This is a genomic window from Bradyrhizobium sp. 25ACV, from assembly GCF_054863005.1.
Window position 1 is genome coordinate 247,723 of the sequence record NZ_JAVAYO010000008.1, and the last position, 19,324, is coordinate 267,046.

General features: G+C 65.1%; 18 protein-coding genes. 10 read left to right on the plus strand and 8 right to left on the minus strand.

Annotated features, from left to right (window positions below; translation table 11 throughout):
• Positions 1-340: 340 nt before the first annotated feature.
• On the minus strand, positions 341-1,903 hold the full coding sequence (locus RAD04_RS20625) for an AMP-binding protein (protein WP_461625218.1): 1,563 nt from the start codon (positions 1,901-1,903) through the stop codon (positions 341-343).
• A 124-nt stretch (positions 1,904-2,027) separates the two neighbouring features.
• On the opposite strand from RAD04_RS20625, the gene RAD04_RS20630 reads away from it, so the two are divergent.
• The 4 genes from RAD04_RS20630 to RAD04_RS20645 all read left to right on the plus strand — a co-directional run bounded on the left by RAD04_RS20630 (position 2,028) and on the right by RAD04_RS20645 (position 5,037).
• Positions 2,028-2,993, plus strand: a complete 966-nt coding sequence (locus RAD04_RS20630) for an NAD(P)H-dependent flavin oxidoreductase (protein WP_461625219.1) — start codon at positions 2,028-2,030, stop codon at positions 2,991-2,993.
• A 142-nt stretch (positions 2,994-3,135) separates the two neighbouring features.
• The gene (locus tag RAD04_RS20635; protein ID WP_028140683.1) at positions 3,136-3,384 is read left to right on the plus strand and encodes a hypothetical protein; all 249 of its coding nucleotides are present in this window, start codon (positions 3,136-3,138) and stop codon (positions 3,382-3,384) included.
• A 132-nt stretch (positions 3,385-3,516) separates the two neighbouring features.
• Positions 3,517-4,236, plus strand: a complete 720-nt coding sequence (locus RAD04_RS20640) for a hypothetical protein (RefSeq protein ID WP_038973137.1) — start codon at positions 3,517-3,519, stop codon at positions 4,234-4,236.
• Between the two features lie 87 nt (positions 4,237-4,323).
• Entirely contained in the window at positions 4,324-5,037 is a 714-nt protein-coding gene (locus RAD04_RS20645) for a hypothetical protein (RefSeq protein WP_461625220.1), read from the plus strand.
• Between the two features lie 51 nt (positions 5,038-5,088).
• Here RAD04_RS20645 and RAD04_RS20650 read toward each other — a convergent pair whose 3' ends face one another.
• Positions 5,089-6,660, minus strand: a complete 1,572-nt coding sequence (locus tag RAD04_RS20650; protein WP_461625221.1) for a winged helix-turn-helix domain-containing tetratricopeptide repeat protein — start codon at positions 6,658-6,660, stop codon at positions 5,089-5,091.
• 386 nt (positions 6,661-7,046) lie between these two features.
• Between RAD04_RS20650 and pcaB the strand changes: the two genes are divergently transcribed.
• Both pcaB and RAD04_RS20660 read left to right on the plus strand, forming a co-directional pair.
• Entirely contained in the window at positions 7,047-8,408 is a 1,362-nt protein-coding gene (gene pcaB, locus RAD04_RS20655; RefSeq protein WP_461625222.1) for a 3-carboxy-cis,cis-muconate cycloisomerase, read from the plus strand.
• A gap of 113 nt (positions 8,409-8,521) precedes the next feature.
• A complete protein-coding gene (locus RAD04_RS20660) occupies positions 8,522-9,778 on the plus strand; it encodes an aminopeptidase (RefSeq protein ID WP_461625223.1) in 1,257 nt (418 codons plus the stop codon).
• Between the two features lie 46 nt (positions 9,779-9,824).
• On the opposite strand, the gene RAD04_RS20665 is transcribed toward RAD04_RS20660, so the two are convergent.
• Positions 9,825-10,376: a hypothetical protein gene (locus RAD04_RS20665; RefSeq protein ID WP_461625224.1), complete on the minus strand. Its 552-nt coding sequence runs from the start codon at positions 10,374-10,376 to the stop codon at positions 9,825-9,827.
• Positions 10,377-10,612: 236 nt separating this feature from the next.
• Here RAD04_RS20665 and RAD04_RS20670 point away from each other — a divergent pair, with 236 nt between their 5' ends.
• On the plus strand, positions 10,613-11,068 hold the full coding sequence (locus RAD04_RS20670; protein ID WP_461625225.1) for a cupin domain-containing protein: 456 nt from the start codon (positions 10,613-10,615) through the stop codon (positions 11,066-11,068).
• 131 nt (positions 11,069-11,199) lie between these two features.
• On the opposite strand, the gene RAD04_RS20675 is transcribed toward RAD04_RS20670, so the two are convergent.
• The 5 genes from RAD04_RS20675 to RAD04_RS20695 form a co-directional block, all read right to left on the minus strand.
• Positions 11,200-12,252 carry an amidohydrolase family protein gene (locus RAD04_RS20675; protein WP_461625226.1) on the minus strand — a complete coding sequence of 351 codons (1,053 nt, stop codon included), beginning with the start codon at positions 12,250-12,252 and terminating at the stop codon, positions 11,200-11,202.
• Between the two features lie 230 nt (positions 12,253-12,482).
• On the minus strand, positions 12,483-13,004 hold the full coding sequence (locus RAD04_RS20680; protein WP_461625227.1) for a hypothetical protein: 522 nt from the start codon (positions 13,002-13,004) through the stop codon (positions 12,483-12,485).
• A gap of 65 nt (positions 13,005-13,069) precedes the next feature.
• A complete protein-coding gene (locus tag RAD04_RS20685; protein ID WP_461625228.1) occupies positions 13,070-13,882 on the minus strand; it encodes an MBL fold metallo-hydrolase in 813 nt (270 codons plus the stop codon).
• A gap of 117 nt (positions 13,883-13,999) precedes the next feature.
• Entirely contained in the window at positions 14,000-15,526 is a 1,527-nt protein-coding gene (locus tag RAD04_RS20690) for a permease (RefSeq protein ID WP_461625229.1), read from the minus strand.
• Positions 15,523-16,272, minus strand: a complete 750-nt coding sequence (locus RAD04_RS20695) for an ABC transporter ATP-binding protein (protein ID WP_165637232.1) — start codon at positions 16,270-16,272, stop codon at positions 15,523-15,525. Before RAD04_RS20695 ends, RAD04_RS20690 begins: the two co-directional genes overlap by 4 nt.
• Before the next feature lie 262 nt (positions 16,273-16,534).
• Between RAD04_RS20695 and RAD04_RS20700 the strand changes: the two genes are divergently transcribed.
• Genes RAD04_RS20700 through RAD04_RS20710 form a run of 3 tightly spaced genes read left to right on the plus strand, consistent with a single transcriptional unit; the run spans position 16,535 to position 19,322 of the window.
• Positions 16,535-17,410, plus strand: coding sequence for a branched-chain amino acid ABC transporter permease (locus RAD04_RS20700; protein ID WP_091955829.1), 876 nt, complete (start codon positions 16,535-16,537; stop codon positions 17,408-17,410).
• 5 nt (positions 17,411-17,415) lie between these two features.
• Positions 17,416-18,567: a branched-chain amino acid ABC transporter permease gene (locus tag RAD04_RS20705; RefSeq protein ID WP_461625230.1), complete on the plus strand. Its 1,152-nt coding sequence runs from the start codon at positions 17,416-17,418 to the stop codon at positions 18,565-18,567.
• On the plus strand, positions 18,564-19,322 hold the full coding sequence (locus tag RAD04_RS20710; RefSeq protein WP_461625231.1) for an ABC transporter ATP-binding protein: 759 nt from the start codon (positions 18,564-18,566) through the stop codon (positions 19,320-19,322). The genes RAD04_RS20705 and RAD04_RS20710 overlap by 4 nt, the downstream gene beginning before the upstream one ends.
• Positions 19,323-19,324 lie beyond the last annotated feature (2 nt).

Here is a 19,324-nt window from a genome sequence, read left to right on the forward strand (position 1 = left end):
GTGACGGCCTTTGCAGCGGTTGCTCTGTGAGCCGATTGAACGGGCAGGCTTCCGCCGCCGCGGAAGGGATGCTTGGTCGTGTGCGACGAGGCATCCTGCCAGTTCACATTCCGTAGAAGATCTTGATCTCCCACAGCACCACGACGATAGCCGTGATCAACGTGACCGCGGCGACTGCACTTTCCAGGGAAGCGACTCTCATCTCTTACTCCGCTTCCCAGCCCCGTCAGCGGTCTAGTTGATTCCCTGATTCGCCTGCAATCGGGCGGCCATCGCCCGCGCATACTCCGTTGCTTGTTGTGGTGCCGGGGCCACAATCACACCGTAAAATCCCGGGGGTTTACCCCACCATCCGGTCCCGCCCGCTCCAGAACCCCGCACGCAATACCTTCTTGTCGACCTTGCCGACGCCGGTCATCGGCAATTGCTTGACGAACTGGATCTGCTTCGGGGCATGCGCCGAGCCTTTTCGCGTCTTCACGAGGTTGATCAACTCGACCGGATCGGGCCTTGCGCCCTCGCGCGGCACGACGATGGCGGTGACGGCCTCGCCCCATTTCTCGTCGGGAATGCCGACGACCGCGACCATGGCGACGTCGGCGTGCTGCGACAGCACGTCCTCGACCTCGCGCGGGAAGATGTTGAAGCCGCCGGACACGATCATGTCCTTCTTGCGGTCGAGGATGAACATGTAGCCGCGCTCGTCCTTGCGCGCGATGTCGCCGGTGTGGACCCAGCCGTTCTTCAGCGTCTCGGCGGTGATGTCGGGCCGCTTCCAGTATTCCGCCATCACGTGCGGGGCCCGCACGCAGATTTCGCCGGCCTCGCCCGTCTTCACCTCCTGGTCGTTGTCGTCGAGGATTTTGACCTCGCAGGCCGCGATTGGGAAGCCGCAGGACAGGAACAGCTCGGGCGCCTTGAGATCGTGATCGGCTTTGCGCAGCACCGAGACCGGATAGCATTCGGTCTGCCCGTAAAGTTGCGAGAACACCGGTCCGATGCGCTCGATGCCCTCGACCAGCCGGCTCGGCGACATCGCCGACGCCCCGTAGAGCACGAGCTCGAGCGAGGACAGGTCGGTCTTCCCGAGCGAGGGATGGTCGAGCAGGACGTAGATCATGGTCGGCACGAACAGCGTGAAGTTGATGCGCTCGCGCGCGATCGTGGTCAGCACGGCCTCGGGATCGAATCCCTTCAGCATGTGCACGGTGCCGCCGCGCATCAAGGTCGGCAGCACTTTCGTGCCCGCGACATGGCTGATCGGGGCGACCGTGAGGTAGCGTGCGGCGTCGGGGATCTCGAAATCGGCGAGGATCGCGGCCGCCGCTCCGGCGTTCTCGCGGTGATAGCGCAGCGCGCCCTTGGATTTTCCGGTGGTGCCGCCGGTGTAGTTCAGCGTGGAGAGATCGTCGAGGCCGGCGAGACACAGCGCGCTGGCGTGTCCCGCGCTCTCGATCGCTGCCAGCAGATCAACACCGTAACCGGCCGGCCCCATGGTGAAGATCGCCTTCAGCCGGCTCGCCCTCGCGGAAAGCTCGCCGCCGCGATCGCGGAAGGCGGCCGCATCCACCACCAGCATCTCGGCCTCGGAATCCTCGAGCTGGAACAGCTGGTCCTCCAGCGATCCCAGCGGATGCAGCCAGGTGATGCAGAGCCGCGACAATTGCGCGGCGACGCCGGCGCACCAGCTGTCGGCGCGGTTCGCGGTGAGGAAGGCGACGCGCGCGCCCGCCTGCAGTCCAAGCCGCATGAACACGCCCTGGATGCGTCCGATCAAGTCGATCGTTCCTTGATAGCTCAGCGATCCCTCGGGCCACGCGAAAGCAGTGCGACCGGGATAGCGCGACAACGCCCGTAGCGTCTGCGCGCAAGTCGGGGACGATGCGTGGAGCGGATCGGACATATGTTTCCTCGTTGCTTTGTCACCGGCTTCTGGCGTGCCAATGTTGCCGGCGACGCTAGCACAGGGACTGCGGGAGGAAACGACAAAGCCCGCACCGGGAGGCAAGCGTGACGAGGAGATTTGCGTGCCATCAGATCGACTGCAACGCTTCGGCGATCGTCTCGCTCTGCCGCTGATCGCAGCGCCGATGTTCCTGGTGTCGGGCGTCGAGCTCGTGGTCGCGGCCTGCCGCAACGGCGTGATCGGCAGCTTCCCCACCGCGAATTGCCGCAGCGCGGAGCAGCTCGATGAATGGCTCACCGAGATCGAAACGCGGCTGCGGCAGCATCAGGATCAAACCGGCTGCAAGCCAGCACCACTCTGCCCGAACCTGATCGTGCACCGCTCCAACGCGCGGCTCGCGCAGGATCTCGCCGTGCTGCTGCGGCACAGGCCGGAGATCGTCATCACCTCGGTCGGCTCGCCCGCGCCCGTGGTGGAGCCGCTGCATGACGCAGGCGCGCTGGTGCTGGCGGACGTCGCCTCGATCCGCCATGCAGAGCGCGCGGCGGAAGCAGGTGTCGATGGGCTCGTGCTGCTCACGGCGGGCGCGGGCGGGCAGACCGGCTGGCTCAATCCGTTCGCCTTCGTCCGCGCGGTGCGCGCATTCTACGACGGCGTCATCGTGCTCGCCGGCGGCATCAGCGACGGCCAAGCGCTGCATGCGGCCGAAGTGCTCGGCTGCGATCTCGCCTATATGGGCACGAAATTCATCGCGACGCGCGAGAGCATGGCGGACGAACGCTACAAGCGCATGCTGGTCGAGAGCTGCGCCGACGACATCTTGCTCACCACTGCGTTCACGGGGTTGCAGACCAGCATGCTGAGGCCGTCGATCGTGGCCGCCGGCCTCGATCCCGACGATCTCCCGGCACGCGGCGCGATCGACATCGCTGAGGACATCGACGTTGCCGCGCGCGAGAGCCGGCCAAAACGCTGGCGCGACATCTGGAGCGGCGGCCACTCGACCTCGGGGGTGACGGACGTGCCGGCGGTTGACGAACTGGTTGCGCGGACGCTCGCCGAATATCGTGCGGCGGGCGGGCCGTAGGCGCAGCCCGTCGAGCCCGGCCACGACGGTGTGGATCACGGTTAATCCCGGGCTCCTCCGCTCCCCTTATTTAACGGCAGATTAACCAACGCCGGCCAAGAATCCCCTTACGGCCACCAACCAGGGCCGAGAGGGACAGGCGATGGACTTCGATTTTCTCAACAGCAAGACAGCGGCTTCGCTGGACGAAATCCGCGTCCGCGTTGCTCATGCGCTGGCGCGCCACCCGCTGTGCCGCAACGTCCGGTTCGACATCGTCAGCGTCCCCCGCACCCGCCGGGGCGGCAACTGGACGGTGACGCTGCAATCGGTCGAGCCGCGCGCGGTGTGGGAGGCCTCGGAGATCGTCGCCGACATCCAGGACGCCTACGACCTTTCGGCAGCTGCCTGATTTCCTTGAATTTTCCGGGCGATGTCGCCGCAGTCCGCGCGATTGCCGCCGCGATGGCACGGTTAAGCCTTAATTATCGCCCAGTTGTCGGGCAGTGATCACGTGGACTTGAAGTTGGGCGCGGAGAGACGTTTGTCCAAAGCCATCACCATCGTTGTGCTGACCTGTTTCCTCGTCCTGGGTGCCGCCACCACCGCCATTCTTGGCCGGGACAGCGTGCCCAGCGTCAGCGAAGAGATGATCGCGCAGACGCCTCCGGCCAAGCCGCTCGCCACCAACCGCGCCGCCAAGGCCGACCGTCTGGTTCCGACCCTGGCCCTGGCTTCGGCCGCGATCGAGCCGGTCCAGGTGCCGGCCGACAGGCTTTCGCGCGCGCCCGTACTGGCCGAGCCGCTGCGTCAGGCCTTTGCCGCCGCCACGCCATCCGATTTCCCGATGCCAAAGGCGTCGTTGAGCGCGTCCGAAGCGCCCGCCGCGGCTGAAGTTCCCGCCGTCGAAGTTCCGGCCAAGCCGAAGGTTGTCGCCAAGCCGCAGCCGCAGAAACACTATACCCTGCTGTCCGACGCACAGATCTCCGGCATCAGGGATCGCCTGAAGCTGTCCTCGTCGCAGGAATATTACTGGCCTTCGGTCGAGACCGCGCTGCGCAACGTTGTCCGCAAGATCTCGGCGAACAAGCTCTCCAATCCGAACGCGCCACCGAGCGCGCAGATTGATCCGAATTGCGACGAGGTCCAGCAGTTGAAGTCGGCCGCCATGCCGCTGCTGTTCCAACTGCGTGACGATCAGAAAGAAGAAGTGCGCAAGCTCGCCCGCCTCATCGGGCTTGAAAAAGTCGCGCAGCAGATCTGACACGCGGGTTTCCTCCGGGAACCGCTCCTGCATCCGGAACATCTGGCAATCAACGTGCGTTGCTCGCCCCAAAGAGGGAGTGGATCAATGCGCGCCTCGACAGCCTATTTCGTCGGTGCCGGAACCATTATCGCGGCCATTGCCATAGGTCTTGGCGGGGGCATCGTCGCCGGCAACATCATGAACCCGGTCGCGTCCAAACAGGGCCCGGACACCAGCAAGATGGCGCAGCGCGCGGAGTCCGCGGGCGCGCCGGCACAGGCGAGCGCGCCGTCGGAACGCGTCAATTATCTCACCGGCTCGCAAGCCTTCGGTGCAATGATTGCCGCGCCGGCGCAAGCCGAAGCGAAGCCGGAGGCTGTCAAGCCCGACACGCAGACCACTCAGGCGAATGCCGGACTGCCGGCGCCGCCGCCTTCGCAAGCGGCCGCGGTCGAGCCGCCCAAGGAACAGTCCAAGGAACAGTCGAAGTCAGCAATCGCATCGCCTCCGCAAGCCGCAAAGCCGGCTGAGCAGCAGGCATCGGCCGACCCGGCCTCTTCACCCGAGAACGCCTATGCCAAGGCGAGGGAGTCCGACGTGAAGCGCGCGGCGTCCGAGCGGCGCAGGATGGAGCGCCGCGAGCGTTGGGCCGAGCGCCGCCACTACTATGAGGGTCGCGAGCAACGGAGCCTGCGCGACCGCACCGATTGGGACGACGTCGCGCGCAACATCCGCGAGGATTCCGATGCGCACGATTACGCCAGCCGGCCGCGCGGTGGCTTCCCGCAGATCAGGCTGTTTGGGTCCGACGACGATTAGCGCCTAAATTAGCTTGCGATCGCGGCTGCGATGGGAGAAGGCGCGCCGCCGTCACGTCATTCCGGCGCGCCGCAATCCTTCGAGATAATGCGCACGATCCTCGTCCCGCAGCATCGGCAGCTCGCGCGTGATCCAGGCGAGCGAGACCTCGGGCTGGGCGCGGCGCAGGCCTTCCAGGGCGGACGCTGCGAGCGCCGGATCTCCTGACATCCCGGCGGCGGCCGTCAGCACGCGGTGCGCGCCGACGAAATCGCCGCGCTGCCGCATCGACTCCCGCGCCATCTGCACAGCTCCGTCATAGTCACGGCCGACGAACCGGGCATAGGCCGCAACCCCGCAATAGACCGCCGCGAGCGGATCGCGCGGGCTCAGCCGCAGCGCGCGACGTGCGGCGGCGTCGCCCTCCTGCCATCGTCCGGCGTAGCACAGCGTCACGCCGTAAAAGGCGTGCGCCATCGCGAAGTTCGGGTTGAGCGTCAGCGCCAGCTCGAACTCCGCCAGCGCGTCGTCGAAGCGGCGGCGGAACAGATAGGTGTAGGCGAGGCCGTGATGGGCCCAGGCGTCCTCGCGATCGGCCTCCACCGCCGCGAGCGCCGCGCGTTCGGCGATCGGCACTGTCGCGGCCATGTCGGCCCAACCCATATGCGCGCCGAAGATATGGCTGGTCGCGAGCAGGCCCAGCGCCTTGCCATAGGCGGGATCGATCGCGACAGCCTTTTCGAGCAGCTCTTGCGCGGCGGCATTGTCCTCGCGCGTGCTACGCCAGTGATGCGACAAGGCCCGCATCACGAGGTCCCAAGCATCCAGGCTCCCGGGCGGCTTCTGCTGGGCGCGAAAACTTTCGGCGGCATAGAGCTGCGGCTCGATCGCGGCGACGATCGCCTCGGTGATCTCGTCCTGCACGGCGAAGATGTCGGCGAGCTCGCGGTCGTAGCGCTCGGCCCAGAGATGGCTCCCGGTGGAGACGTCGTTGAGCTGGGCCGAGATGCGCAGGCGCTCGCCGCTCCGCCGCACGCTGCCTTCGACCACGTAGCGCACTCCGAGCTCCTGCGCGACCTCGCGGATGTGCACGGCGCGGCCCTTGTAGACGAAGGAGGAGTTGCGCGCGATGACGAAAAACCAGCGCAGCTTCGACAGCGCGGTGATGATGTCCTCGCTGATGCCGTCGGAGAAATAATCCTGCTCGGCCGTGCCGCTCATATTGGTGAAGGGCAGCACGGCGATCGCCGGCCGCTCGGGAAGCGCGAGTGCGGCGCGCTGCACCCGTGCGACGTAGCCGGGCTCCGGCGCGATCGCGCCACCCATCGTGCTACCTTTGGCCTCGACATCTCCGACGAAGCGAAAGCCCTTGCGGGCGATGGTGCGGATCAACGCCTGGCTTGCGCCACTGTCGCCGACGGCCTTGCGCGCCGCGTTGATCCGGCTGGTCAAGGTGGATTCGGAGACGCTGCGCCCGTGCCAGATCTTGTCGATCAACTCGCCCTTGCTGACCACCCGGTCGCGGTTCTGCATGAGGTGGACGACGAGATCGAAAACCTGCGGCTCCACGGCAACGGGAACCTGCTCGCGGCTCAGCTCGCGCCGGTCGGTATCGAGAAGGTGGTCCCGGAACAGAAACTGCACGTCGAAACTCAGGCCTCATTACGAATTGGGGCTAGCAAACGACAAAATGAAAATTGGGGTCGAAAGCTGTAAGTCTGCCGAAGGGGCCGCCTGGTTCATCGCGATCGCGTGATGGCAGCCATGCCGTGCGATTGTGGCAGACGCAGTGGGCGACGTATTGACCGGATATTCCGTCCGAAATCGACCCGTCATCCTGAGGCGCGAGACGCGCGACGCAAGGCGCCGCGCGGGGAGCCTCGAAGGATGAACGGCCACGATGCAGCCGGGCCGTCCCTCCTTCGAGGCCTCCGCTTCGCTCCGGCACCTCAGCCGCGAATGTCCTTTGCCGAACTGCGTGCCCTGCGTAAGCTGTCGCCCACACAAACACCAACCACGAAGAAACGCCGATGCCCGCCTTTCCTGCCTCCACCACCGTGCTCGATTCCATGCTGTTCCGCGACGCCTTCGGTACGCCCGAGATGCGGGAGGTGTTCTCCGACGTCGCGCTGGTGGCTCGCTACGCCGAGGTCGAGGTGGCGCTGGCGAAGGCTGAGGCGAAGTGTGGCGTGATCCCGCAGGAGGCCGCCGATCAGATCGCGGCGCGGACCGACGTCGCCGCGCTCGACTTCGATCTGCTCAGGCAGGAGACCGACATCGTCGGCTATCCCATCCTCCCTCTGGTGCATCAGTTGGTGAAGCAGTGCGGCGAGGCCGGCCGCTACGTGCATTGGGGCGCGACCACGCAGGACATCATGGACACCGCCGTGGTGTTGCAACTGCGCGCCGCGTTCGAGATCGTCGAGCACGACATCGCCGAACTTCGCCGTATCCTCGCCGACCTCTCGAAGCGTTACCGGGACACGCCGATGGCGGGCCGTACCCATCTCCAGCAGGCGCTGCCGGTGACCTTCGGCTACAAGACCGCGATCTGGCTCGCTATGTTCGACCGCCACGCCGAGCGGCTGACGCAATTGAAGCCGCGCGTCCTGGTCGGCCAGTTCGCCGGCGCCGCCGGCACGCTGGCCTCGCTCGGCGACAAGGGTTTTGCGGTGCAGGAGGCGCTCTGCGCGGAGCTGAAGCTCGGCATTCCCGCCTCGACCTGGCACGTCGCGCGCGACGGCTTTGCAGAAGCCGTGAACTTTCTCGCGCTCGTCACCGGCTCGCTCGGCAAGATCGCACTCGACATCATGATCATGGCCTCGACCGAGTTCGCCGAAGTCTACGAGCCCTTCGTCAAGGGACGCGGCGCCTCCTCGACCATGCCGCAGAAGCGCAACCCGATCTCGTCGGAGCTGATGCTGGCGGCGTCCAAGGCGGTGCGCCAGCACGCCGGCCTGATGCTCGACGCCATGGTGCAGGATTTCGAACGCGCCACGGGCCCCTGGCACGCCGAATGGATGGCGATTCCGGAGAGCTTCGTGCTGACCGCCGGCGCGCTGCACCAGGCGAAGTTCGCACTCGCAGGCCTCATCGTGGATGAGGCGAAGATGAACGACAATCTTGCGGTCAGCCGCGGCCTGATCGTGGCCGAGGCGGTCATGATGGGGCTCGCGCCACAGCTCGGCCGGCAGGAGGCCCATGACGTGGTCTATGACGCCTGCCGTCAGGCCAACGAGAAGGGCATGAGCCTGGCCGACGCGCTGTCCGTGGACTCCCGGATATCGAGCCGCATCGATCGCGCCACAATCGAGGCGCTCACCTCACCGAAAAATTACCTCGGCCTTGCGCCGGCCATGGTCGACCGGGTGCTGAAATCCTCAACGCGTTGAAAACCAAGATGCGTGAAACTGCGTATCTTTCATGTGTCGCAAGGTGCTCGCATACTTGTGTCTCGCGATGCTAGACTTAGATTGAACGAGAGACTTTCGGCAGAGGACCCGGCATGACCGATCAACGCATCACCGCCACGCCCATCGATCCCGTGAAACTCGACCGGCTGGCCGAGGTGGCGGTGAAGGTGGGCTTGGGCTTGCGGCCGGGACAGGATCTGCTTCTGACGGCGCCCGCGATCGCGCTGCCGCTGGTGCGGCGGATCGCCGTGCATGCTTACAAGGCCGGCGCCGGCATCGTGACGCCGATCCTGTCGGACGAGGAGATGACGCTGGCGCGTTACCGCCACGGTCACGACAACAGCTTCGATCGCGCCGCCAACTGGCTCTACGAGGGCATGGCCAAGGCGTTCTCCGACAACACCGCGCGGCTCGCCATCGTCGGCGACAATCCGATGCTGTTGTCGGGCGAGGATCCGTCCAAGGTGGCGCGCGCCAGCAAGGCCAACTCGATGGCCTATCAGCCGGCGCTGGAAAAGATCGTCAATTTCGACACCAACTGGAATATCATTGCCTATCCGAGCCCGTCCTGGGCGAAGCAGGTATTCCCCAACGATCCCGAAGACGTTGCGATCGGCAAGCTGGCGGATGCGATCTTCGCGGCGTCCCGTGTCGACCGCGAGGACGCCATCGGCAATTGGGCGAGCCACAATGCGGTGCTGCGCGAGCGCACCAACTGGCTCAACGGCCAGCGTTTCCGCGCGCTGCAGTACGACGGACCGGGTGTCGACCTTACCATCGGGCTTGCCGATGGTCATGAATGGGAAGGCGGTGCCTCGTCCGCCAAGAACGGCATCAGCTGCAACGCCAACATCCCGACCGAAGAGGTCTTCACCACGCCGCATTGCCGCCGGGTCTACGGCCATGTCGTGAGCTCGAAGCCGCTGTCCTATCAGGGCACGCTGATCGACAACATCGCGGTGCGCTTCGAGGACGGCAAGATCGTCGATGCAAAGGCTTCGCGCGGCGCGGAGGTGCTGAACAAGGTGCTCGACACCGACGAGGGCGCCCGGCGTCTCGGCGAAGTGGCGCTGGTGCCGCATTCCTCGCCGATCTCGCAGAGCGGGCTGTTGTTCTACAACACGCTGTTCGACGAGAACGCAGCGTCCCACATCGCGCTCGGCCAGTGCTATTCGAAGTGCTTCATCAACGGGGCGCAGCTCACCCCGCAGCAGATCGCCGCGCAAGGCGGCAACCAGAGCCTGATCCACATCGACTGGATGATCGGCTCGGCCGAGACCGACATCGACGGCATCTTGGCCGATGGCAGTAAGGTACCGGTATTCCGCAAGGGCGAGTGGGCGAAGTAGCGCGTCTTGCGGCCATCCTTCGAGACGCTCGCCGCTGGCGGGCTCCTCACGCCGCCGCGTTGCGCAGCATCGGATTGTTGTCGATGCTGAAGCGGTTGAACAGTGTCGTGAACGGGCTGCCGTCGGTGGCCCGCACGATGGCGTCGGAAGCAGCGATCGCCTCGTAGAGCGCGCCGACGGGATCGTCCGCCTCGTCCATGTCGAGGCTCTTGAGGATCTCCTCGCGAGCCTCGTTGATCTCGTCCTCGTCGTCGAGCGTCGCCTCCAGCGCCTCCGCCGCACGCCGCATCTCCGCGAGGTCGCCGCCGGAAAACTTGAGGATGTCGAGCCAATAGGGACGGGCGACGACGAGCTGGACGAACGCCTCGAACGTATCGGCGATAATTCCGGCGCGGCCCTCCGATGAGACGTAGAGCACATTCTGCGGCGGCAGCAGCACGAACGCGCCCCCCGAGCCGTCACTGCCGATCTGCCGGGGTGTCTCGATGCCGTCGATAGTGAACCAGGGCTGCTCGTCCGGCGCGAAGGAGATATCGAGGCTGACCAGCCAGGCGACGGCCTCACGATTGGCTGTCAAAACCTCGGGCGTGAGGGGCATCGGCGTGGCTCCGTTTTATGCTTCCGCGCACTTTGTCGCACCCCAAAAAGGATCGGTTCATGTGCGCGAATTTGCAGGGAAATCGCGACGTTAACCGTCTCGCGCCTGCAACTTGCGGCTGATTTTCGAGGCCTGCGTAAGAAAGAATTAAAAACGGATGACTAGCGTTCCCGACATCTTTCGAAACAATCCGGGCCGAGACCCGGCCATACTTATTATATCCCCTGGGGAAGAAGATGTCGCGCTCATTGATTGAAATCGGTAGTTGTAACGTGGATCTCGAGCTCCGGCCGATCGAGCCATCCTGGATCATCGAGGGCAATCCCGTGTCGCGCTCGCATATCCTGTCCACCAGCGCCGACGGCACCGCCTCGACCATCATCTGGCAGTGCACCGAAGGCCGCTTCAACTGGTACTACGATATCGACGAGACGATCATGATCATGGAAGGATCGATCGTGCTCGAAAGCGACGGCATGCCGCCCAAGCGCTACGGCCCCGGCGACGTGATCTTCTTCCGCGACGGTGCGCATGCCAAATGGCATGTCGAAGGCCACGTCAAGAAGATCGCCTTCTGCCGCAAGACCAATCCCGTGATGATCGGCTTCCTGATCCGCGTCGTCAACAAGCTGAAGAAGATCTTCGCCTCCACCGGAGAGCGCCGTCCGGCCTCCCTGATGGGTGCCGGCTAGAGCATGATCCGGAAAAGTGTGCAGCGGTTTTCCGAAAAGATCATGCTCAAACAATAATCTCAATTCAAGAACGCTTCCCAGCGGCCACGACGGAAGAGGGGTCGGGATCAACATCCCGGCCCCTCTTCTCGTCATGACGGCAGCTTGAGCCGATAGACGTCGATGGCGGTCTGCGAGAACAGCGCGGTCTTCTCGGCCTCGCTCATGGGTGCGGCGATGCGCTTGAAGGCGTTGAAGATCACCTGGTAGCTGCACTGGCCCTTGTCCGGCGGGAAGTTGCTCTCGAACATCGCGCGCTTGGGTCCGAACGCCTCGATGCAGGTCTCGACGTAAGGGCGCCAGGCCGCGGCGAGCTCCTCGGATGACGGCGGCCTCTCGCGCAAATGGAAGTCGTAGCCGAGCAGGCACATGGCTAGGCCGCCGAGCTTGACCACCACGTTCTCGCATGTCGCGATCTCGCGGATCGAGGCGCGCCATTGCGCAAGCACCTCTTCGCGCCGCCCTGCAAAGCGGCCGACGCCGGCCGGGCCGCCGCAATGGTCGAGCACGATCCTGGTGTCGGGGAAGGCGCGCGCCAATTCGGTCAGCTCGTCGATCTGCGGATGGAACAGCCACGCATCGAAGCTGAGGTTCAGTGGTGCCAGGCAGGCAAAGCCTTTGCGGAAAGCTGGATCCTGCAAAAGGCCCTTCGGCCGGTTCGCATACATGCCGGCGACGACGGGGTCCTCGTCCCAGGCCGAGGAATGCCGGATGCCGCGAAAGCGGCCATTGCCGGCGGCGATCTCTGCTTCCAGCACCGGCTTGGCGGCCTCGCCCAGCAGCAGATTGGCGTGGCTGACGATGCCGGCGCAGATCGCCGCCTTGCCGTAAGCGCCGCTCGCGCTCATCGCGGCGACGCCGTTGGCGAACTCGACTTCGCCGACGGGCCGGAACGCTTCCGGCCCATGCGCGCGATACATCGAGCGGCAATCGACATAGACGGTCGCGATGACGTTGTGGCCGGAGGCGATGTCGGCCGCCATTTCCTCGATCAGATAGCGGTGGCCGCGATTCCAGAGATGGTGATGGGGATCGACGATCGGCCGCAAGGGATCAATGGTCTCCTCCTGATGCAGCGCGAGCCAGTCCTCGCGCGGCTCGACGAACAGCCCGCTCGTATTGGCGGGCACGCTGCTTGCAGCCATCGGTGTTCGCTCCCTGTTGTCTTTTGAGGGCGGAGCCTAACATCTCACACGCACGCACAGCAGCGCGGATTGCTCAGAGCACCACAGCAGCGGCGGAGCAGGTGCGCTCCCTCTCCCGCTTGTTGGGAGGGCCGGGGTGGGGGTGTCTCCGCACTGGGACATTCCCAATGCGGAGAAAGCCCCCACCCGGCGCTGCGCGCCGACCTCCCCCGCAAGCAACCATCAGATCTTTAGCCCTTCCGCCGTTTCGCCTTCACATCGACCATCAGCCGCCAATCGCTTGCATCGGCCGGCTTGACCTCGCCGAGCCAGTGGAAGGAATCGCCGGTGATTTCCGTAAAGCTCCAGCGCGTCAGTTCGCCGGCCTCCGTCGTGCCTTCCTGCACGATGTCGGCGCCGCGCGGCCGGCCGATCTGCTGGCGGAAGACGCTGCGTCCGGGATCGAACCAGGAAATCCGCCACGCATCGATGGTCGGATCGTAGACGCGCAGGGTTGTGCCGTACCAATTGCCCGCAATCGGAAAGGCCTGAGAGCCTGCGGGGCGCGGGATGATCCAGACGTCCTGGACCGCGCGGCCCTCGAGCACCCAGCCAAAATGGATCTCGCCGGGCGCGGCATGTTTGGTCCCATCGAGGCCATGGGCGGTGATTTCGGCGTCCCAATCGCCGACAAAGCGGCCGTAAAGCTGCAGCGCCGCGGCGTGCTCGGAATTCGGTCCATCGGCGTGCAATAGTCGCGCAAAGTCGTTCATGTCGATCTCCTGTTGCGAGGAGATCAGCACCGAAAGACGGCAGAAGGCTTGGAGAAAATTGCGCCTCAGACACCGTCGAGGATGATCACCGTCGGCTTCGACGGCAGCGCATCCCGCGACATCCGGAACGACCGCTCGGAGCGCCGGTCGATCTCGAACTGCTGGCCGATCCGGCGCATGAAATCGTCGAGCGGGGTGGCGAAGCGATGCATCGGCAGCACGACGGAGGCGCGCAGCCGCCTGGTGATCTCGGAGACGCCGTCGAGCGACATGGTGTAGGTGCCGTCGATCGGCACCATCACGATATCGAGCCGTCCGATCTGGGCGAAATGGCTGTCGTCGAGCTTGTGATGGAGGTGGCCGAGATGGCCGATGCAGAGGCCGGCGACCTCGAAGATGAAGATCGAATTGCCGTCGCGGATCATGTCGGCGCCGGCATCATCGCCGAAATAGCGGCGGATGTCGGTCGTGACATTGCGGATGAAGGCGTCACTGATGCGCTCCGACACGATCGCCGGCTTGCCGTTCTCGCCCCAACCATGCAGCACGTGAGGAATGCGCTTATCGGGAAACAGAGAGTAGTGCGTGCTGTGGGCCCGGTTCATGGTCACGACGTCGGGCAGCCGCCCGACCTGGTAGGCGCCGCTATAATCGGTCGCGATGCGCAAGCCGCCGGGCGTGTCGATGAAATAGGTGGAATGGCCGGCATAGGTAATCTCGACCTCGCCTGTGTCGGCCGCCGGCCGGAATGCGACCGGCAGAGCGCGCGGGGCCGCGTTGGCCATCGCCAGGCATTCGCTGCGCTGTGGCTGCTGGGCGAGGGCAGGTGAGAGGACCGCGCCGAACAGCGCCAGAGCCGCCGAAACCAGTCGCCGCATAAGTCCGTCCCCGATGATGTCAGGGAAAGTCTAGCGTGCATTGCGGCGCGGGGCCAATGGGCTGCAATCAACAGCGCGTCAGTGTCGCACCTCTCACTCCGGCTATCAGTCCTGCCTTCAGTCCCGCCTTGGGCTGAACTTCCAGGTGAGCGCAACGAGGCTCGCGGTGATCAGGCCGCTGATGAGGCCGGCGATGGGGAGTGCAAGCAGCAATGCCGCGGTTGCGGCCCAGCCGATCGAGGAAAACGCTTCGGCGAAGGTCGCAAGCCGCGACGAGGTCTGGCGGCGCCGGAATTGGCTACGCCGGGCCTGCACCCGAAACCAGAGCTGGATCGCAGTCGCCGAGGCCGCGCTGAGGATGATCGCGCCGGCACTCACGGCAGCCTGGATCGGTGCGGCGAAGGCCAGTGCGGCGATCAGCGGGCAGAAGATGACGGCGATTGCGATCAGCACCACCTCGATCTTGGCGCGGATGACGGCGGATGGCGTCAGCGGCGCAGTCGCGACCAGGTCGGGGGCGTCCTCGCCGGAGATCGTCAGCCAGGCCAGCCCGCCGGCAAGCTGTCCGGCCGCCATCACGACGACTGGCGTGATCAGCGTCAGCGCTGCGGAGCTGTCGGCAAAATTGCGCCAGAGCAGCAGCGCCGGCGGCACCAGATAGAGCAGCTGCATCAGGGTCTGCGAGATCAGCCAGGGATCGCGCCAGAGCAGCGAGAATTCCTTGCGCCGCAGCGCCTGTTGCCGCGACCCGGCGCGGAACGGGCGCTCCTTCGCGCGCCTGCCGCCGGAGGTGCCGTAAGCGGCGGCATCGATCGCCGTGTCGGCAAAGCGGTGCGAGAAGATCGCCATGACGCTTCCGAGCAGCACCAAAGCGAGCGCCAGGAGCGGCAGCAGCGCTTCGCTGTCCCCCATCGCCGCCCGCGCCGGCCACCACCAGATGCTCTCGACATCGGGGGCATGGGCGGCCACGCTGCCTGAGGTCAGGATGGTGAAGCGCGACAGCGTGCCGTAGGACATGATCGCGGCGATCTGGAGCGCGATCACGAAGCCGGCGCCGATGATCGCGGCGAGGATCTGGGCGATCAGGCGCGTGCGCGCCGGGCCGATCAGGCGAAACAACAGGATGGTGACGGCGATGGCGACCGCCGCGGCCGAGATGCCCATGACGACGACCACCCCGAATGCGCTGAGCCAGCGCGCCCCGCCGCCGATCACGAGCACGTCGATGAAGGGCGTCGAGAACAGCAGCGCGATCGCGGTGACGGTCAGCGCGATCGCGGCGATGCGGACCGAGAACAGATTGGCGAGCGTCGCCGGCGAGGACATGATCAGGTCGAGATCGGCGCGGGCGTAGAACACCCGCGTCACCGATTCGATCGCCTGCGACAGCATCAAGGTCCAGGCGAGAAAGATCGTCGCCGAGATCACGATCAGCGAGGGTTTGTCGAGCGGCAGCTGCAGATCGGCGAAACGACCGATCACCGCCCAGGCCGGCAGATGCAGCAGTGCGGCGAAGCAGACGAGGCCGATGACGGCGGCGCGCGCCCGCTTGCGTCGTCCGCCGGTCATCATGGCGAACCATTCGCGCCAGGCGAGCCGGAGCTCGTGGCGTGCGAACCAGGAGAGCGCGGTTGCCGAGCTCATGCGGCTTCCGGAAGCGTCACCAGCGCGATGAAGAGATCCTCCAGGCTGGTATCGGCATGGCCGTTCTGCTGGCGCAGCTCGGTCAGCGTGCCTTCGGCCACCAGGCGGCCCGAGGCGATCACGCCGATGCGGTCGGCCATGCGCTCGGCGACTTCGAGAATATGCGTGGTCATGATGACGGTGCAGCCGGCGCGGACACGCTCGCTGAGCAGGCCCTTCACGTGGCGGGCGGAGACGGCATCGAGCCCCGTCAGCGGCTCGTCGAGGATGATGAGGCGGGGGTCGTGCACCAGCGCGCCGGCGAGAGCGACCTTCTGGCGCATGCCCTTGGAAAAGCCCTCGCAGCGCTCGTGCCGATGCGGCTCCAGGCCGAGCGAGCCGAGCAGGTCTTGCGCCACCGGCTTCGAGACCGACGGCGCGATGCCCCAGAGGCCGGCGACGAATTCGAGATATTCGAGCGGGGTCAGCTTGTCGTAGATCATCGGCTCGTCGGAGACCCACGCCATCACCTGCTTGGCGGCGACGGGATTTTCGAGCGCATCGATGCCGAAGATCGAGACCGCGCCGGAATCGGGCCGCAACAGGCCCGCAACCATGCGCAAAGTGGTGGTCTTGCCGGCGCCGTTGGGGCCGACCAGCGCATAGAATTCGCCGGCGTGAATGGTGAGATCGAGGCTGTCGACCGCCAGACGGTCAAAACGCTTCGTTAACCCCAGGACTTCCAGTGCCGACTTGTCCCGCTTCATGACGGCCACACTATCCGGTTTTGCATCGCTCGTGACCATGATCCCAAGATGTTTCGGCACCGTGAATCTACGGCCCACAAATTCCGCCATCCGGTTTCGACCAATGGCAAGTCACCGTTTGTTGACAGCGCTGAACGGTTCAGGCTGAATTGGTTCCGGACAAATGGCGCTAACGCAGCGAAACGACTGCGCAGCGACTGGACACAAGATGCGGCAAGGCGGTCAGGAAGAACCGGCGGTTGCATCGGGAGGACGCGCGTCAATGCTGGATTTCGTTCAGCAGCTGGTCAGCGGTGTTGCGCTCGGCTGCGTCTACGGCCTGATCGCGCTCGGCTTCGTGCTCGTCTACAAGGCCACCGAGGTCGTCAATTTCGCCCAGGGCGATCTGATGATGCTCGGCGGCTTCTTCGCCTTCACCTTCATCGGCATGATGGGCCTGAACTACTGGATCGGCTTTGCCGGTGCGGTGGCCGCGATGGCCCTGTTCGGCATGCTGGCAGAGCGCGTGGTGGTGCGGCCGATCCTCGGCTATCCGCAATTCTCCATCATCATGGCCACCATCGGCCTTGGCTATTTCCTGCGCTCGGTCGCCGGCATGATCTGGGGCACCGATGATCTGAAGATCGAGACCCCGTTCAGCCAGGGCGTGCTCCGCATCGGCTCGCTGGTGCTCGCCTACGACAAGCTCTCGGTGATCGCGGCGACGATGATCCTGTGCACGCTGCTCTATCTCTTCTTCAACAAGACCACGCTCGGCACCGCGATGCGCGCCAGTTCCGAGAACATGCTCGCGGCGTACTACATGGGCATCCCGGTCAAGCGCGTGGTGTCGGTCGTCTGGGCAATCAGCGCGGCGGTCGCGACCTGCGCCGGCGTGCTGCTGGCGCCGATCACCTTCATCCATTCCAATGTCGGCCTCGTGCTCGGCCTGAAGGCGTTTCCCGCTGCGGTCCTTGGCGGCTTCGGCTCGATCCCGGGCGCCGTGGTCGGCGGCGTCCTGATCGGCGTGATCGAAAGCATGGCCGGCTTCTACCTGCCCGAAGGCTGGAAGGATGTGGCGCCCTACCTCGTGCTGCTCGCGGTGCTGCTCTTGAAGCCCGAAGGCCTGTTCGGCCACCACGTCCGCAAGAAGGTCTGAACGCAATGCGTTTCCTGTTCAAGACCGACTACGAGGACGACATCAAGCTGTTCCCGCATTCGGGCTATCTGGTCTCGTACGGCATCCTGCTCGCGCTGCTGCTGATCGCGCCCTATGTGCTCTCCAGCTATCTGATGAGCCAGCTCGTCTTCGTCTGCATCTACGCGATCGTCGGCGTCGCGCTGCTGATCCTGACCGGCTTTACCGGCCAGGCCTCGCTCGGCCACGCCGCGTTCCTCGCCATCGGGGCCTACACGGCGGCTTACTTGCAGAAGTACAACGTGCCGTTCCCAATCTACTTCCTCGCCGCCGGAGGTTTGACCGGCATCATCGGCGCGATGGTCGGCTTTCCCGCCCTGCGCTTGACCGGCATCTACCTCGTCATCGCCACCATCTCCTTTGCCTTGATCGTCGAGGAGATCCTGGCGCGCTGGGAAAGCGTCACCCACGGCAACGAGGGCATGCGGGTGAAGACGCTGTCGCTTCTCGGCGTCACCGTCCCGCGCGACAGCCCCACCTTCTATTTCCTCTGCCTCTCAGTGCTGGTGCTGGCCATCGTCGGCACGCTCAATCTGCTGCGCTCGCCGACGGGACGTGCCTTCGTCGCGATCCGCGACAGCGAGACGGCGGCGCGCAGCATGGGCGTCAATGTCGCGCTCTACAAGGTGAAGTCGTTTGCGATCTCGGCGGCGATCACCGGCTTTGCCGGCGTGCTGTTCGCCCACAAGCTCTCCTTCATCTCGCCGGAGATGTTCACGCTGCAGCTCTCGATCGAGTTCATCATCGTGATCCTGATCGGCGGCACCTTCAGCCTGCACGGCGCGGTGTTGGGCGCGATCTTCATCGTGATGATCGATCCGTTCCTGACCTATCTGAAGGACGACATGCCCGGCATGATCGCCGGGATCGCGGCGACGTTCGGCGCCGGCCCGGCCACCGCCGGCAACATCCAGTCGAAGGTCGCGGCCTTCGCCTCGCTCAACGGCCTCAAAGGCGCGATCTACGGCGTCATCATCGTGCTGTTCGTGCTGTTCGAGCCGCTGGGTCTCTATGGCCGCTGGCTGAAGATAAAACTCTTCTTCCAGCTGTTCCCGCTCTACAAGCGCGCCACCTTCAAGCGGCAGAAGATCTACGTGAAGTCGGAGCGGAACCGATGAGCTATTTCCGCGCCGAGAATCTGTCGCTGCATTTCGGGGGCCTCAAGGCCGTCGATGCGGTCTCGTTCGCGGTGGAGAAGGGCGAGATCCTGTCGATCATCGGTCCCAACGGTGCCGGCAAGAGCTCGATCTTCAACCTGATCTCGCGGATCTACCGGCCGACCTCGGGCCGCATCTTCTTCGAGGACCAGGACATTACGGAAGAGCCGCCCTACGACATCGCCAGGCTCGGCATCGCCCGCACCTTCCAGAACATCGAGCTGTTCGAGAATGCGACCGTGCTCTCCAACCTCCTGGTCGGCCGTCACCGGCACTCGACCACGCAGCTCTGGCAGGAGCTCTTGTTCCTGCCGAGCGTGCGGGCCAACGAGAAGGTGCATCGCGGCAGGGTCGAGCAGGTCATCGAGTTCCTCGATCTCGAACCCTATCGCGACAAGCTGATCTCCGGCCTGCCTTACGGCGTGCGCAAGGTGATCGAGCTGGCGCGCGCACTGTGCTCGGAGCCGAAGCTGATCCTGCTCGACGAGCCGTCGTCCGGCCTCAATGTCGAGGAGACCGACGACATGTCGTTCTGGATCCGCGACATGAAGAGCGAGCTCGGCATCACCGTGCTGATGGTCGAGCACGACATGTCGCTGGTCAACCGCGTCTCCGATCGCGTCATCGCGCTCAACTACGGCCGCGTGCTGGCAATGGGCTCGCCCGCCGAGGTGCAGCAGCATCCTGACGTCGTCGCCGCGTATCTGGGAGCTTGACG

Excerpts from the sequence above, each read along its gene's own strand:
- RAD04_RS20625 (WP_461625218.1), bottom strand. The coding sequence starts at position 1,903 with ATGTCCGATCCGCTCCACGCATCGTCCCCGACTTGCGCGCAGACGCTA.
- RAD04_RS20635 (WP_028140683.1), top strand. The coding sequence starts at position 3,136 with ATGGACTTCGATTTTCTCAACAGCAAGACAGCGGCTTCGCTGGACGAA.
- RAD04_RS20645 (WP_461625220.1), top strand. The coding sequence starts at position 4,324 with ATGCGCGCCTCGACAGCCTATTTCGTCGGTGCCGGAACCATTATCGCG.
- pcaB (WP_461625222.1), top strand. The coding sequence starts at position 7,047 with ATGCCCGCCTTTCCTGCCTCCACCACCGTGCTCGATTCCATGCTGTTC.
- RAD04_RS20660 (WP_461625223.1), top strand. The coding sequence starts at position 8,522 with ATGACCGATCAACGCATCACCGCCACGCCCATCGATCCCGTGAAACTC.
- RAD04_RS20665 (WP_461625224.1), bottom strand. The coding sequence starts at position 10,376 with ATGCCCCTCACGCCCGAGGTTTTGACAGCCAATCGTGAGGCCGTCGCC.
- RAD04_RS20670 (WP_461625225.1), top strand. The coding sequence starts at position 10,613 with ATGTCGCGCTCATTGATTGAAATCGGTAGTTGTAACGTGGATCTCGAG.
- RAD04_RS20675 (WP_461625226.1), bottom strand. The coding sequence starts at position 12,252 with ATGGCTGCAAGCAGCGTGCCCGCCAATACGAGCGGGCTGTTCGTCGAG.
- RAD04_RS20680 (WP_461625227.1), bottom strand. The coding sequence starts at position 13,004 with ATGAACGACTTTGCGCGACTATTGCACGCCGATGGACCGAATTCCGAG.
- RAD04_RS20685 (WP_461625228.1), bottom strand. The coding sequence starts at position 13,882 with ATGCGGCGACTGGTTTCGGCGGCTCTGGCGCTGTTCGGCGCGGTCCTC.
- RAD04_RS20690 (WP_461625229.1), bottom strand. The coding sequence starts at position 15,526 with ATGAGCTCGGCAACCGCGCTCTCCTGGTTCGCACGCCACGAGCTCCGG.
- RAD04_RS20695 (WP_165637232.1), bottom strand. The coding sequence starts at position 16,272 with ATGAAGCGGGACAAGTCGGCACTGGAAGTCCTGGGGTTAACGAAGCGT.
- RAD04_RS20700 (WP_091955829.1), top strand. The coding sequence starts at position 16,535 with ATGCTGGATTTCGTTCAGCAGCTGGTCAGCGGTGTTGCGCTCGGCTGC.
- RAD04_RS20705 (WP_461625230.1), top strand. The coding sequence starts at position 17,416 with ATGCGTTTCCTGTTCAAGACCGACTACGAGGACGACATCAAGCTGTTC.
- RAD04_RS20710 (WP_461625231.1), top strand. The coding sequence starts at position 18,564 with ATGAGCTATTTCCGCGCCGAGAATCTGTCGCTGCATTTCGGGGGCCTC.